We start from the raw sequence: 14298 nt of genomic DNA, 5'->3' as shown, positions 1-14298 counted from the left end.
TCCGCCAGGAGGAAAGGCCTTGAAAGACCTACTGAATTTGCTGAAAAACCAGGGTCAAGTCGAAGAGTTCGACGCCATCCGTATCGGATTGGCCTCGCCTGAGATGATCCGTTCGTGGTCGTTCGGTGAAGTAAAAAAGCCGGAAACCATCAACTACCGTACGTTCAAACCTGAGCGTGATGGCCTGTTCTGCGCCAAGATCTTTGGCCCGGTAAAGGATTACGAGTGCCTGTGCGGTAAGTACAAGCGCTTGAAGCATCGTGGTGTTATCTGCGAGAAGTGCGGCGTTGAAGTTGCACTGGCAAAAGTTCGTCGTGAGCGCATGGCGCACATCGAGCTGGCGTCGCCGGTTGCCCACATCTGGTTCCTGAAATCGCTGCCGTCCCGTATCGGCCTGCTGATGGACATGACCCTGCGTGATATCGAGCGCGTTCTCTACTTCGAGAGCTATGTCGTTATCGATCCAGGCATGACCACCCTTGAAAAAGGTCAGCTGCTGAACGACGAGCAGTATTTCGAGGCGCTGGAAGAATTCGGCGACGATTTCGATGCCCGCATGGGTGCCGAAGCTGTCCGCGAACTGCTGCACGCGATCGACCTAGAGCACGAGATTGGCCGTCTGCGTGAAGAGATTCCGCAAACCAACTCCGAGACCAAGATCAAGAAGCTGTCCAAGCGTCTGAAGTTGATGGAGGCCTTCCAGGGCTCCGGCAACCTGCCAGAGTGGATGGTGCTGACCGTTCTGCCGGTTCTGCCGCCAGATCTGCGTCCACTGGTTCCGCTCGATGGCGGTCGTTTCGCGACTTCCGACCTAAACGATCTGTATCGTCGGGTGATCAACCGTAACAACCGCTTGAAGCGCCTGCTCGACCTGTCCGCTCCGGACATCATCGTGCGCAACGAAAAGCGTATGTTGCAGGAAGCTGTCGACGCATTGCTCGACAACGGTCGTCGTGGCCGTGCTATCACCGGTTCCAACAAGCGTCCTCTGAAGTCCCTGGCTGACATGATCAAGGGTAAGCAGGGTCGTTTCCGTCAGAACTTGCTCGGTAAGCGCGTTGACTACTCCGGTCGTTCGGTAATTACCGTGGGGCCGACCCTGCGTCTGCATCAGTGCGGTCTGCCTAAGAAGATGGCTCTGGAACTGTTCAAGCCGTTCATTTTCGGCAAGCTGGAAATGCGTGGTCTGGCGACCACCATCAAGGCTGCGAAGAAGATGGTCGAGCGCGAGCTGCCAGAGGTCTGGGACGTTCTCGCCGAAGTGATTCGCGAACACCCAGTGTTGCTCAACCGTGCACCGACCCTTCACCGTCTGGGTATCCAGGCGTTTGAACCGGTACTGATCGAAGGTAAGGCTATCCAGCTGCACCCACTGGTCTGTGCTGCGTACAACGCCGACTTCGACGGCGACCAAATGGCCGTGCACGTGCCGCTGACGCTGGAAGCCCAGCTCGAAGCGCGCGCGTTGATGATGTCTACCAACAACATCCTGTCGCCAGCCAACGGTGAGCCAATCATCGTTCCGTCGCAGGACGTTGTATTGGGTCTGTACTACATGACTCGTGAAGCGATCAACGCCAAGGGCGAAGGTCGTGTGTTCGCGGATCTGCAGGAAGTTGACCGTGTGTTCCGTGCTGGCGAAGCCGCACTGCATGCCAAGGTCAAGGTGCGGATCAACGAAACCGTGAACGATCGTGACGGCAACAGCGTGACCAACACCCGTATCGTCGACACTACCGTCGGTCGTGCGCTGTTGTTCCAGGTGGTGCCGAAAGGTTTGTCCTTCGACGTCGTCAACCTGCCGATGAAGAAAAAGGCGATCTCCAAGCTGATCAACCAGTGCTATCGCGTGGTGGGTCTGAAAGAGACCGTGATCTTCGCTGACCAGCTGATGTACACCGGTTTTGCCTATTCGACCATCTCCGGCGTTTCCATCGGTGTTAACGACTTCGTTATCCCTGATGAAAAAGCCCGCATCATCGGTACTGCTACCGAGGAAGTGAAGGAGATCGAGAGTCAGTACGCCTCCGGCCTGGTAACCCAGGGCGAGAAGTACAACAAGGTGATCGACCTCTGGTCCAAGGCGAACGACGAAGTTTCCAAGGCGATGATGGCCAACCTCTCGAAAGAGAAAGTCATCGACCGTCATGGCGAAGAAGTTGACCAGGAATCCTTCAACTCGATGTACATGATGGCCGACTCGGGCGCACGGGGTTCTGCTGCGCAGATCCGTCAGCTCGCCGGTATGCGTGGCCTGATGGCCAAGCCGGACGGTTCCATCATCGAGACCCCGATTACAGCGAACTTCCGTGAAGGTTTGAGCGTACTCCAGTACTTCATCTCCACGCACGGTGCTCGTAAGGGTCTTGCGGATACCGCGTTGAAAACGGCGAACTCCGGTTACCTGACTCGTCGTCTGGTTGACGTGGCGCAGGATCTGGTCGTGACCGAGATCGACTGTGGCACCGAACATGGCCTGCTGATGACGCCGCACATTGAAGGCGGTGACGTTGTTGAGCCGTTGGGTGAGCGCGTACTGGGTCGTGTCATTGCCCGTGACGTCTTCAAGCCGGGTACCGAGGACGTGATCGTTCCTGCTGGCACCCTGGTCGATGAGAAGTGGGTCGAGTTCATCGAACTCAACAGCATCGACGAAGTGATCGTGCGTTCTCCGATCAGCTGTGAAACCCGCTACGGCATCTGCGCCAAGTGCTACGGTCGCGACCTGGCTCGCGGTCATCAGGTGAACATCGGTGAAGCGGTCGGCGTTATCGCTGCCCAGTCCATCGGTGAGCCGGGTACCCAGCTGACGATGCGTACGTTCCACATCGGTGGTGCGGCAAGCCGGACCTCCGCAGCCGACAGCGTTCAGGTGAAGAACGGCGGTACTGTCCGTCTGCACAACCTGAAGCACGTTGAGCGTGTGGATGGTCATCTGGTAGCTGTATCCCGTTCGGGTGAGCTGGCGATCGCGGACGACTTCGGTCGTGAGCGCGAGCGTTACAAGCTGCCTTACGGTGCTGTGATTTCGGTGAAGGAAGGTGACAAGGTCGAAGCTGGCGCAATCGTGGCCAAGTGGGATCCGCACACTCACCCGATCGTCACCGAGATGAAAGGTACCGTGACCTACGTGGGCATGGAAGAAGGCATCACGATCAAGCGTCAGACCGACGAATTGACCGGTATGACCAACATTGAAGTACTTGACGCCAAAGATCGTCCAGCTGCCGGCAAGGACATCCGTCCAGCCGTGAAGATGGTCGACGACAACGGCAAGGACCTGTTGCTGCCAGGCACTGACGTAATCGCTCAGTACTTCCTGCCAGCCAACGCCCTGGTCGGTGTAGCGGACGGTGCGCGGATCGCGATCGGTGATGTTATCGCTCGTATCCCGCAAGAAACTTCGAAGACTCGTGACATCACCGGTGGTCTGCCGCGTGTTGCCGACCTGTTCGAAGCCCGTCGTCCGAAAGAAGCGTCGATTCTGGCTGAAGTCAGCGGCACCATCGCGTTCGGTAAAGAGACCAAGGGCAAGCGCCGTCTGGTTATCACCCCGAACGACGGTAGCGATCCGTATGAAGAGCTGATTCCGAAGTGGCGTCACCTGAACGTCTTCGAAGGCGAACAGGTAAACCGCGGCGAAGTTATCTCCGACGGCCCGAGCGATCCACACGACATCCTGCGTCTGCTGGGTGTGAGTGCGCTGGCCAAGTACATCGTGAACGAGATCCAGGACGTTTACCGTCTGCAAGGCGTGAAGATCAACGACAAGCATATCGAGACCATTCTGCGTCAGATGCTGCGTAAAGTTGAGATCTCCGAGTCCGGTGACTCCAGCTTCATCAAGGGCGACCAGATGGAACTGACTCACGTACTGGTAGAGAACGAGCGCCTGAGCACGGAAGACAAGTTTGTCGCCAAGTTCACCCGCGTTCTGCTGGGTATCACCAAGGCGTCGTTGTCCACCGAATCGTTCATCTCGGCGGCTTCCTTCCAGGAAACCACCCGGGTACTGACCGAGGCGGCGGTTACCGGCAAGCGCGATTACCTGCGCGGCCTGAAGGAAAACGTAGTCGTGGGTCGTCTGATCCCGGCTGGTACCGGTTTGGCCTATCACAGCGAGCGCAAGCGTCGCCGTGATGCAGACAAGCCGTTGCGCGTAAGCGCCAGTGAAGTGGAAGCTGCACTGACCGAAGCGTTGAACTCGAGCGGTAACTGAGTTCTGCGGTAATTAAGTGCCTGGCCCTGGTCGCCCCATTCGCCGGATCGAGACAAATTGTCGAGATCCGGCGAGGGGGGAGGTCGGGGCCTTGCCTTGACTGGGGACAAGATCCTCTTTAGACTCTTGATCCCCTAAATTTGGCGGGAATTCGTTCCTGCCATTTTGCTTTTCTTGTAAGACAATAGCGTCGCAAGACAACAGTGGAGCTAGTAGATGGCAACTATCAACCAGCTGGTACGTCAGCCGCGTAAGCGTATCGTCGAGAAATCCGACGTACCTGCGCTGCAGAACTGCCCGCAACGTCGTGGCGTATGCACCCGTGTGTATACCACCACGCCGAAAAAACCTAACTCGGCACTGCGTAAAGTATGCCGTGTGCGTCTGACCAACGGTTTCGAGGTTTCCTCGTACATCGGCGGTGAAGGCCACAACCTGCAAGAGCACAGCGTGGTACTGATCCGCGGCGGTCGTGTAAAAGACTTGCCAGGTGTTCGTTACCACACCGTTCGCGGCTCCTTGGATACCTCCGGCGTTAAAGGTCGTAACCAGGGTCGTTCGAAGTACGGTACCAAGCGTCCGAAGTAATCGGTCGTTTTGCAGTTTTTCATTTTTATTGAGTCGATAAGAGTAAGGTCGGGCACGCGTTTGCTGTCCCGGGCTAACCTGAAGACCGTTTGAGGGCTTATCAATGCCAAGACGTCGCGTAGCAGCCAAACGTGAGATTCTGGACGATCCGAAATACGGAAGCCAGATTCTCGCCAAGTTCATGAACCACGTAATGGAAAGCGGCAAGAAAGCCGTTGCCGAACGTATCGTTTATGGCGCGCTGGAAAAAGTTAAAGAGCGTAAGAACTCCGATCCCCTGGAACTCTTCGAAAAAGCACTCGACGCCATCGCTCCGCTGGTCGAAGTGAAGTCGCGCCGCGTAGGCGGTGCTACCTACCAGGTTCCGGTCGAAGTTCGTCCGTCCCGTCGTAACGCTCTGGCCATGCGCTGGCTCGTAGACTTCGCCCGCAAGCGCGGCGAGAAGTCCATGGCTCTGCGTTTGGCTGGTGAGCTGCTGGACGCTGCTGAAGGTAAAGGTGCTGCAGTTAAGAAGCGTGAAGACGTGCACCGTATGGCTGAGGCCAACAAGGCTTTCTCGCACTACCGCTTCTAATTTTAGCGTCACTCAATTTGCGAGGGCTTTATGGCTCGTACAACCGATATTAAACGCTACCGTAACATTGGTATCGTTGCTCACGTGGATGCGGGTAAAACCACTACCACCGAGCGCGTCCTGTTCTACACGGGCGTAAACCACAAAATGGGCGAGGTGCATGATGGCGCCGCGACCATGGACTGGATGGTACAAGAGCAGGAGCGGGGTATTACCATTACCTCCGCTGCTACTACTGCTTTCTGGGAAGGCTCGAACAAGCAATTCCCTAAGCACCGCTTCAACATCATCGATACCCCCGGCCACGTTGACTTCACCATTGAAGTAGAGCGTTCGTTGCGCGTACTCGACGGCGCTGTTGTTGTGTTCTGCGGTACTTCCGGTGTTGAGCCTCAGTCTGAAACCGTATGGCGTCAAGCCAACAAATACGGCGTTCCGCGTCTTGTTTACGTGAACAAGATGGACCGTGCTGGTGCCAACTTCCTGCGCGTGATCGGTCAGATCAAGCAGCGTCTGGGTCACACCCCGGTGCCTATCCAGCTGGCTATCGGTTCCGAAGACAACTTCGAAGGTCAGATCGATCTGATGACCATGGAAGCTGTTCGCTGGAACGACGGCGACAAGGGTATGGCTGCCATTCGCGGTCCGATCCCGGCCGAGCTGCAAGAGCTGGCTGAAGAGTGGCGCAGCAACATGGTTGAGGCTGCTGCCGAAGCCAACGAAGAGCTGATGAACAAGTACCTGGAAGGCGAAGAGCTGTCGATCGAAGAGATCAAGGCTGCTCTGCGTCAGCGTACTATCGCTGGCGAAATCGTTCTGGCTGTTTGCGGTTCTTCCTTCAAGAACAAGGGTGTTCCCCTGGTTCTCGACGCCGTTATCGACTACCTGCCTGCACCGGTCGACATTCCAGCCATCAAGGGTTCCGACCCGGATGACGAGACTGTCGAAATGGAGCGTCATGCAGACGACAACGAGCCGTTCTCGGCTCTGGCGTTCAAGATCGCTACCGACCCATTCGTGGGTACCCTGACATTCGCTCGCGTTTACTCGGGCGTGTTGAACTCCGGCGACGGCGTGATCAACTCGGTCAAGGGCAAGAAAGAGCGCGTGGGTCGTATGGTGCAAATGCACGCAAACACCCGCGAAGAGATCAAGGAAGTACGCGCTGGCGACATCGCGGCCCTGATCGGCATGAAGGACGTCACCACTGGTGACACCCTGTGCTCCGCTGACAAGCCAATCATCCTGGTTCGCATGGACTTCCCGGAGCCGGTTATCTCGGTTGCCGTTGAGCCGAAAACCAAGGATGACCAGGAAAAAATGGGTATCGCTCTGGGCAAACTTGCTCAGGAAGACCCGTCTTTCCGCGTCAAGACCGATGAAGAGACTGGTCAAACGATCATCTCCGGCATGGGTGAGTTGCACCTGGACATCCTGGTTGATCGGATGCGCCGCGAGTTCAACGTCGAAGCCAACATCGGTAAGCCACAGGTTTCCTATCGTGAGAAGATCACGAAGGCTTGTGAGATCGAAGGCAAGTTCGTTCGCCAGTCCGGCGGTCGTGGTCAGTTCGGCCACTGCTGGATCCGTTTTGCGCCTGCTGACGAAGGTCAGGAAGGTCTGCAGTTCGTGAACGAAGTAGTCGGTGGTGTGGTTCCGAAGGAATACATCCCTGCTATCCAGAAGGGTATCGAAGAGCAGATGAAGAACGGCGTTGTCGCCGGCTATCCGCTGATCGGCCTGAAGGCTACCGTGTTCGATGGTTCTTACCACGACGTCGACTCCAACGAGATGGCGTTCAAGGTGGCGGCCTCCATGGCGACCAAGCAACTGGCTACCAAGGGTGGCGGTGTTGTTCTTGAGCCGATCATGAAGGTTGAAGTCGTAACACCTGAGGACTACATGGGCGACGTGATGGGTGACCTGAACCGTCGTCGCGGTCTGATCCAGGGTATGGAAGACACGGTTTCCGGTAAGGTTATCCGTGCCGAGGTTCCGCTGGGCGAGATGTTCGGTTACGCAACCGACGTTCGTTCCATGTCCCAGGGTCGCGCGAGCTACTCTATGGAATTCTCCAAATACTCCGAGGCTCCGTCGAACGTCGTCGAAGCTATCGTTAAAAAACAAGGCTGATTCAGCCCCTTTAGGCTAGGAGTTAATTGTCGTGGCTAAAGAAAAATTTGAACGTAACAAACCGCACGTCAACGTTGGCACCATCGGTCACGTTGACCACGGTAAAACCACTCTGACCGCTGCTCTGACCCGCGTCTGCTCCGAAGTTTTCGGTTCGGCCAAGGTTGACTTCGACAAGATCGACAGCGCCCCGGAAGAAAAAGCACGCGGTATCACCATCAACACCGCTCACGTTGAATACGATTCGGCCGTGCGTCACTACGCACACGTTGACTGCCCAGGTCACGCCGACTACGTAAAAAACATGATCACCGGTGCTGCCCAGATGGACGGCGCGATCCTGGTTTGCTCGGCCGCTGATGGTCCGATGCCACAAACCCGTGAGCACATCCTGCTGTCCCGTCAGGTAGGCGTACCGTACATCGTTGTCTTCCTGAACAAGGCTGACATGGTTGACGACGCTGAGCTGCTGGAACTGGTTGAGATGGAAGTGCGCGACCTGCTGAGCACTTACGACTTCCCAGGTGATGACACTCCAATCATCATTGGTTCGGCTCTGATGGCTCTGAACGGCCAAGACGACAACGAAATGGGCACCACTGCTGTCAAGAAGCTGGTGGAAACTCTGGACAGCTACATCCCAGAGCCAGAGCGTGCTATCGACAAACCGTTCCTGATGCCAATCGAAGACGTATTCTCGATCTCCGGTCGCGGTACTGTTGTGACTGGTCGTGTTGAGCGTGGCATCGTCCGCATCCAGGAAGAAGTTGAGATCGTCGGTCTGCGCGACACTCAGAAAACTACCTGCACCGGCGTTGAAATGTTCCGCAAGCTGCTGGACGAAGGTCGTGCTGGCGAGAACTGCGGCGTGCTGCTGCGCGGCACCAAGCGTGACGACGTTGAGCGTGGCCAGGTTCTGGTCAAGCCAGGCACCGTCAAGCCGCACACCAAGTTCGTTGCAGAAGTTTATGTTCTGAGCAAGGAAGAAGGCGGCCGTCATACTCCGTTCTTCAAAGGCTACCGTCCACAGTTCTACTTCCGTACAACTGACGTGACCGGTAACTGCGAGCTGCCAGAAGGCGTTGAAATGGTAATGCCGGGTGACAACATCCAGATGACTGTCACTCTGATCAAAACCATCGCGATGGAAGATGGTCTGCGTTTCGCTATCCGTGAAGGCGGTCGTACCGTCGGCGCTGGCGTCGTAGCCAAAGTCATCGAGTAAGTCTCTTTTAGAGTCTGCCTGATGAGTTGAAAAAGCCCCCGCTTAGCGGGGGCTTTTTTATTGGGTTGACACCTATCAGGGGCGTCTATAGAATTGCGCCTCCTTTTAACGGGCGTATTGCGCCCGGTGGGAATAGCAGCCGGAGTCTGAAATCCAATGCAAAATCAGCAAATCCGTATCAGGTTGAAGGCTTTTGACCATCGCCTGATCGACCAATCCACCCAGGAAATCGTGGAAACCGCGAAACGTACTGGTGCTCAAGTGCGTGGTCCAATTCCACTGCCTACCCGTAAAGAGCGGTTCACCGTTCTGGTCTCCCCGCACGTCAACAAAGACGCGCGTGACCAGTACGAGATCCGTACTCATAAGCGCGTTCTGGATATCGTCCAGCCAACGGATAAAACCGTTGATGCACTTATGAAGCTCGATCTTGCGGCCGGTGTGGAAGTGCAGATCAGCCTCGGCTAAGACTCGGTCTTAGTCGTGTAACGCTCTGAAATGGGCGGCCATAGCGGGTGAAAGCCCCGTACACTCATGAGGTTTACAACATGACTATTGGTGTAGTCGGTCGTAAATGCGGTATGACCCGTATTTTCACCGAAGAAGGTGTCTCCATTCCGGTCACGGTCATTGAGATCGAGCCGAATCGCGTCACCCAGTTCAAAACTGAAGAGACCGATGGCTATCGTGCAGTGCAAGTCACTGTCGGCGAGCGTCGTGCTTCGCGTGTAACAGCTGCTCAAGCTGGCCACTTCGCCAAGGCGAACGTTGCCGCTGGTCGTACCGTACTGGAATTCCGTCTTGAAGAAGGCGAATACCAGGCCGGCGATCTGATCAAAGCTGAAATCTTCGCTGCTGGTCAGCTGGTTGATGTAACCGGTCAGTCCAAAGGTAAAGGCTTCCAGGGTACGATCAAGCGTTGGAACTTCCGCGGGCAAGATAACACCCACGGTAACTCCGTATCCCACCGCGTTCCAGGCTCTATCGGCCAGTGCCAGACTCCTGGTCGTGTATTCAAGGGCAAGAAAATGTCCGGTCATATGGGCGCCGAGCGCGTGACCGTGCAGTCCCTCGAAGTAGTGCGCGTGGACGCTGAACGCAATCTGTTGTTGGTCAAGGGCGCTGTTCCTGGCGCTACTGGCGGCAACGTGGTTGTACGTCCAGCAGCCAAGGCTCGCGGTTAAGGGGAAGCTGACATGCAATTAAATGTAAATGACGCTCAAGCGATCGAAGTTTCCGAACTGACATTTGGCGGCGAATTCAACGAGACGCTGGTTCACCAAGCAGTCGTGGCCTACATGGCCGGCGGCCGTCAAGGTAGCAAGCAGCAAAAGACCCGTTCCGACGTTTCCGGTGGCGGTAAGCGCCCATGGCGTCAGAAAGGTACTGGCCGTGCTCGTGCCGGTACTATCCGTAGCCCAATCTGGCGTGGCGGCGGTACCACTTTCGCAGCTCGTCCTCAGGATCACTCCCAGAAGCTGAACAAGAAGATGTATCGCGCAGCAATGCGTTCCATCCTTGCTGAGCTGGTGCGTACTGATCGTCTGGTCGTGGTTCAGGACTTCGCTGTTGAAGCACCGAAAACCAAAGACCTGCTGAACAAGCTGAACGGCATGGGCCTGACTGACGTCCTGATCGTGTCTGACGCTGTTGATCAGAACCTGTACCTGGCTGCTCGTAACCTGCCGCACGTCGATGTTCGTGACGTACAGGGTTCCGATCCGGTCAGTCTGATCGCATACGACAAGGTGTTGATCACCGTGTCGGCCGTGAAGAAATTCGAGGAGCTGCTGGGATGAACCAGGAACGCGTATTTAAAGTTCTGCTTGGCCCGCACGTTTCCGAGAAGGCTACGGTTCTGGCAGACAAGAAAGGCCAGTTCGTTTTCAAGGTTGCTACTGACGCAACCAAGCTGGAAATCAAGAAGGCCGTCGAAAGCCTGTTCAGCGTGAAAGTAGAGCGCGTGACTACCCTGAACGTTCTGGGTAAAAGCAAGCGCACTGCTCGCGGTCTGGGCAAGCGTAATGACTGGAAGAAGGCAGTTATCTCCCTTCAGCCAGGCCAAGATCTCGATTTCAGCAGCAGTGCTGAGTAAGGAAGGGGTGCATCATGGCAATCGTTAAATGCAAACCGACTTCCCCTGGCCGCCGTTTTGTGGTCAAGGTGGTCAACCAGGAGCTGCATAAAGGCGCTCCTCACGCACCGCTGCTCGAGAAAAAATCGAAGTCTGGTGGTCGTAACAACAATGGCCGTATCACTACACGTCACGTGGGTGGTGGTCATAAGCAGCATTATCGTCTGGTCGACTTCCGTCGCAACGACAAGGATGGCATCGCTGCCACCGTCGAGCGTATCGAATACGATCCAAACCGTACTGCTCACATCGCTCTGCTGCTGTACGCAGATGGCGAGCGTCGCTACATCATCGCCCCTAAAGGCGTGAGTGCTGGCGACCAGCTGATCGCAGGTGCCCTGGCACCGATCAAGCCGGGCAACGCTCTGCAACTGCGTAACATTCCAGTTGGTAGCACCGTACACGGCATCGAATTGAAGCCAGGTAAAGGCGCGCAAATCGCTCGTTCCGCTGGTGCTTCGGCTCAGCTGATCGCTCGTGAAGGTGTCTACGTGACCCTGCGTCTGCGTTCTGGTGAGATGCGTAAAGTACTGGCTGAATGCCGTGCGACCCTGGGCGAAGTCTCGAACTCCGAGCACAGCCTGCGTTCGTTGGGTAAAGCTGGTGCCAAGCGCTGGCGTGGCGTTCGCCCAACCGTTCGTGGTGTTGCCATGAACCCGGTTGACCACCCACATGGTGGTGGTGAAGGTCGTACCTCTGGTGGTCGTCATCCGGTATCGCCATGGGGCTTCCCGACTAAGGGCGCGAAGACTCGTGGTAATAAGCGTACCGACAAAATGATCGTCCGTCGTCGCAAGTAAATAGAGGGATACGACAGTGCCACGTTCTCTGAAAAAAGGTCCTTTTATTGATCTTCACCTACTGAAGAAGATCGAAGTGGCGGCGGAAAAGAACGATCGCAAACCAGTTAAGACCTGGTCGCGTCGTTCGATGATCCTGCCACAAATGGTCGGTCTGACCATCGCAGTACACAACGGTCGCCAGCACGTCCCAGTTCTTGTGAACGAAGACATGGTCGGCCACAAACTGGGCGAGTTCGCCGGTACCCGCACATACCGTGGGCACGTGGCTGACAAGAAAGCCAAGCGTTAAGGGGTAAGGAAATGGAAGTAGCCGCTAAGTTGTCGGGCGCTCGAATCTCCGCCCAGAAAGCCCGCTTGGTCGCCGACCAGATCCGCGGGAAGAAGGTGGGCGAAGCGCTCAACCTGTTGGCTTTCAGCAGTAAGAAAGCCGCCGAGATCATGAAAAAAGTGCTGGAGTCGGCCGTAGCCAACGCCGAGCATAACGAAGGCGCAGACGTTGATGACCTGAAAGTCAGCACCGTTTTCGTCAACGAAGGGCGTTCGCTGAAGCGCATCATGCCACGTGCCAAAGGCCGTGCTGATCGCATCGTCAAGCGGTCTTGCCATATCACTGTCAAGGTTGCTGACAAGTAACGGAGTCGAAGAGATGGGTCAGAAAGTACATCCCATTGGCATTCGCCTGGGAATCGTCAAGGAGCACACCTCCGTCTGGTACGCAGACGGTCGGACTTATGCGGACTACTTGTTCGCTGATCTGAAGGTGCGTGAGTATCTCCAAGACAAACTAAAAAGCGCGTCCGTAAGCCGTATCGATATCCATCGTCCGGCTCAGACTGCACGTATCACCATCCACACCGCTCGTCCAGGTATCGTTATCGGGAAGAAAGGTGAAGATGTTGAGAAGCTGCGTCAGGACCTGACCAAGCAAATGGGTGTGCCTGTGCACATCAATATCGAAGAGATCCGCAAGCCGGAACTCGACGGTATGCTGGTTGCGCAGAGCGTAGCTCAGCAGCTGGAGCGTCGCGTAATGTTCCGTCGCGCTATGAAGCGCGCTGTACAGAACGCAATTCGCATTGGTGCCAAGGGCATCAAAATCCAAGTGAGCGGTCGTCTCGGCGGTGCTGAAATCGCACGTACTGAATGGTATCGCGAAGGTCGTGTGCCACTGCACACCCTGCGTGCCGACATCGACTATGCCAACTACGAAGCTCACACCACCTACGGTGTGATCGGTGTAAAGGTTTGGATCTTCAAAGGCGAAGTAATTGGTGGTCGCCAAGAAGAGCTGAAACCACAAGCACCAGCGCCTCGTAAAAAAGCTGCTAAGTAAGGGGTACGCCAAATGTTGCAACCAAAGCGTACGAAGTTCCGCAAGCAGATGACCGGCCACAACCGTGGCCTGGCATTGCGCGGTAGCAAAGTCAGCTTCGGCGAGTTCGCGCTGAAGTCTGTTGCTCGTGGTCGTCTCACCGCTCGTCAGATCGAGTCAGCGCGTCGTGCTCTGACCCGTCACGTAAAACGTGGCGGCAAGATCTGGATCCGTGTATTCCCGGACAAGCCTGTCACCAAGAAGCCACTCGAAGTTCGGATGGGTAAAGGTAAGGGTAACGTGGAGTACTGGGTTGCCCAGATTCAGCCAGGCAAAGTCCTGTATGAAATCGAGGGTGTTTCTGAAGAGCTGGCGCGTGAGGCTTTCGCCCTGGCTGCTGCAAAGCTGCCGCTCGCCACCTCCTTTGTTAAACGGACGGTGATGTGATGAAAGCGAATGAACTTCGTGAAAAATCAGCACAGCAGCTGAACGAGCAACTGCTCGGCCTGCTGCGCGACCAGTTCAATCTGCGTATGCAGAAAGCAACTGGCCAGTTGGGGCAGTCTCATCTGCTCTCGCAAGTTAAGCGTGACATCGCTCGCGTGAAAACTGTGCTCAACCAGCAGGCAGGTAAGTAATCATGGCTGAAGCCGAAAAAACTGTCCGTACGCTGACTGGCCGTGTTGTCAGCGACAAGATGGACAAAACCATCACCGTTCTGATCGAGCGTCGCGTTAAGCACCCGATCTACGGTAAATACGTTAAGCGTTCGACTAAGCTGCACGCGCACGACGAAACCAATCAGTGCCACATCGGCGACAAGGTCACTATTCGTGAAACTCGTCCGATGGCCAAGACCAAATCTTGGGCGCTGGTTGATGTTCTCGAACGCGCTGTGGAAGTCTAAGGGCTAGGGGTCGGAGAAATTATATGATTCAGACTCAATCCATGCTTGATGTGGCCGATAACAGCGGCGCTCGCCGCGTTATGTGCATCAAGGTGCTGGGTGGCTCCCATCGTCGTTACGCTGCTATTGGTGACATCATCAAAGTTACCGTCAAGGAAGCAATTCCTCGCGGTAAGGTGAAGAAGGGTCAAGTGATGACTGCTGTTGTAGTCCGCACTCGCCATGGTGTTCGTCGCGCTGACGGCTCCATCATCCGCTTTGATGGCAACGCTGCTGTTCTATTGAACAACAAGCAAGAGCCAATCGGCACCCGTATCTTTGGGCCAGTGACCCGTGAACTTCGTACTGAGAAGTTCATGAAGATCGTCTCGCTCGCCCCAGAAGTGCTGTAAGGAGATCCGAC

At 55.8% G+C, this 14298-nt stretch carries 17 protein-coding genes; all 17 read left to right on the top strand.

Translation table 11 applies throughout. From position 1 onward, the window contains the following. Positions 1 to 19: 19 nt before the first annotated feature. The 17 genes from rpoC (at position 20) to rplN (ending at position 14287) form a co-directional block, all read left to right on the top strand. Positions 20 to 4219 carry a DNA-directed RNA polymerase subunit beta' gene (gene rpoC, locus QZH45_RS27215; RefSeq protein WP_024776461.1) on the top strand — a complete coding sequence of 1400 codons (4200 nt, stop codon included), beginning with the start codon at positions 20 to 22 and terminating at the stop codon, positions 4217 to 4219. A gap of 216 nt (positions 4220 to 4435) precedes the next feature. Further along, positions 4436 to 4807: a 30S ribosomal protein S12 gene (gene rpsL, locus QZH45_RS27210; protein WP_003186084.1), complete on the top strand. Its 372-nt coding sequence runs from the start codon at positions 4436 to 4438 to the stop codon at positions 4805 to 4807. 103 nt (positions 4808 to 4910) lie between these two features. Further along, positions 4911 to 5381 (top strand): 30S ribosomal protein S7, encoded by a 471-nt coding sequence (rpsG, locus tag QZH45_RS27205; protein ID WP_024776462.1) that lies wholly within the window; start codon positions 4911 to 4913, stop codon positions 5379 to 5381. Between the two features lie 30 nt (positions 5382 to 5411). Continuing rightward, entirely contained in the window at positions 5412 to 7514 is a 2103-nt protein-coding gene (gene fusA, locus QZH45_RS27200) for an elongation factor G (protein WP_024776463.1), read from the top strand. A gap of 31 nt (positions 7515 to 7545) precedes the next feature. After that, positions 7546 to 8739, top strand: coding sequence for an elongation factor Tu (tuf, locus tag QZH45_RS27195; protein ID WP_053191465.1), 1194 nt, complete (start codon positions 7546 to 7548; stop codon positions 8737 to 8739). A 156-nt stretch (positions 8740 to 8895) separates the two neighbouring features. After that, positions 8896 to 9207 (top strand): 30S ribosomal protein S10, encoded by a 312-nt coding sequence (rpsJ, locus tag QZH45_RS27190; protein WP_003186070.1) that lies wholly within the window; start codon positions 8896 to 8898, stop codon positions 9205 to 9207. Between the two features lie 80 nt (positions 9208 to 9287). Then, positions 9288 to 9923, top strand: coding sequence for a 50S ribosomal protein L3 (gene rplC, locus QZH45_RS27185; RefSeq protein WP_024778327.1), 636 nt, complete (start codon positions 9288 to 9290; stop codon positions 9921 to 9923). Between the two features lie 12 nt (positions 9924 to 9935). Next, complete coding sequence (gene rplD, locus QZH45_RS27180) at positions 9936 to 10538, top strand: 50S ribosomal protein L4 (protein ID WP_003186057.1); 603 nt, start codon at positions 9936 to 9938, stop codon at positions 10536 to 10538. Then, positions 10535 to 10834: a 50S ribosomal protein L23 gene (rplW, locus tag QZH45_RS27175; RefSeq protein WP_002555488.1), complete on the top strand. Its 300-nt coding sequence runs from the start codon at positions 10535 to 10537 to the stop codon at positions 10832 to 10834. Before rplD ends, rplW begins: the two co-directional genes overlap by 4 nt. 14 nt (positions 10835 to 10848) lie before the next feature. Further along, entirely contained in the window at positions 10849 to 11673 is an 825-nt protein-coding gene (gene rplB, locus QZH45_RS27170; RefSeq protein WP_007924198.1) for a 50S ribosomal protein L2, read from the top strand. 16 nt (positions 11674 to 11689) lie between these two features. Next, positions 11690 to 11965, top strand: coding sequence for a 30S ribosomal protein S19 (gene rpsS / locus QZH45_RS27165; protein WP_002555486.1), 276 nt, complete (start codon positions 11690 to 11692; stop codon positions 11963 to 11965). Positions 11966 to 11976: 11 nt separating this feature from the next. Next, positions 11977 to 12309, top strand: a complete 333-nt coding sequence (gene rplV / locus QZH45_RS27160; protein ID WP_003103908.1) for a 50S ribosomal protein L22 — start codon at positions 11977 to 11979, stop codon at positions 12307 to 12309. Positions 12310 to 12322: 13 nt separating this feature from the next. After that, positions 12323 to 13009, top strand: coding sequence for a 30S ribosomal protein S3 (gene rpsC, locus QZH45_RS27155; protein WP_024778328.1), 687 nt, complete (start codon positions 12323 to 12325; stop codon positions 13007 to 13009). A gap of 12 nt (positions 13010 to 13021) precedes the next feature. After that, entirely contained in the window at positions 13022 to 13435 is a 414-nt protein-coding gene (rplP, locus tag QZH45_RS27150; RefSeq protein ID WP_003186052.1) for a 50S ribosomal protein L16, read from the top strand. Continuing rightward, a complete protein-coding gene (gene rpmC / locus QZH45_RS27145) occupies positions 13435 to 13626 on the top strand; it encodes a 50S ribosomal protein L29 (RefSeq protein ID WP_002555481.1) in 192 nt (63 codons plus the stop codon). Before rplP ends, rpmC begins: the two co-directional genes overlap by 1 nt. A gap of 2 nt (positions 13627 to 13628) precedes the next feature. After that, positions 13629 to 13895, top strand: a complete 267-nt coding sequence (rpsQ, locus tag QZH45_RS27140; protein WP_003194644.1) for a 30S ribosomal protein S17 — start codon at positions 13629 to 13631, stop codon at positions 13893 to 13895. A gap of 23 nt (positions 13896 to 13918) precedes the next feature. Beyond that, entirely contained in the window at positions 13919 to 14287 is a 369-nt protein-coding gene (rplN, locus tag QZH45_RS27135) for a 50S ribosomal protein L14 (RefSeq protein WP_024778329.1), read from the top strand. Positions 14288 to 14298 lie beyond the last annotated feature (11 nt).

This window comes from Pseudomonas corrugata (genome assembly GCF_050920615.1).
Lineage (GTDB): Bacteria > Pseudomonadota > Gammaproteobacteria > Pseudomonadales > Pseudomonadaceae > Aquipseudomonas > Aquipseudomonas corrugata.
The sequence above is the reverse complement of the archived record's forward strand: the minus strand, read 5'-3'. Positions and strand labels throughout refer to the sequence as shown.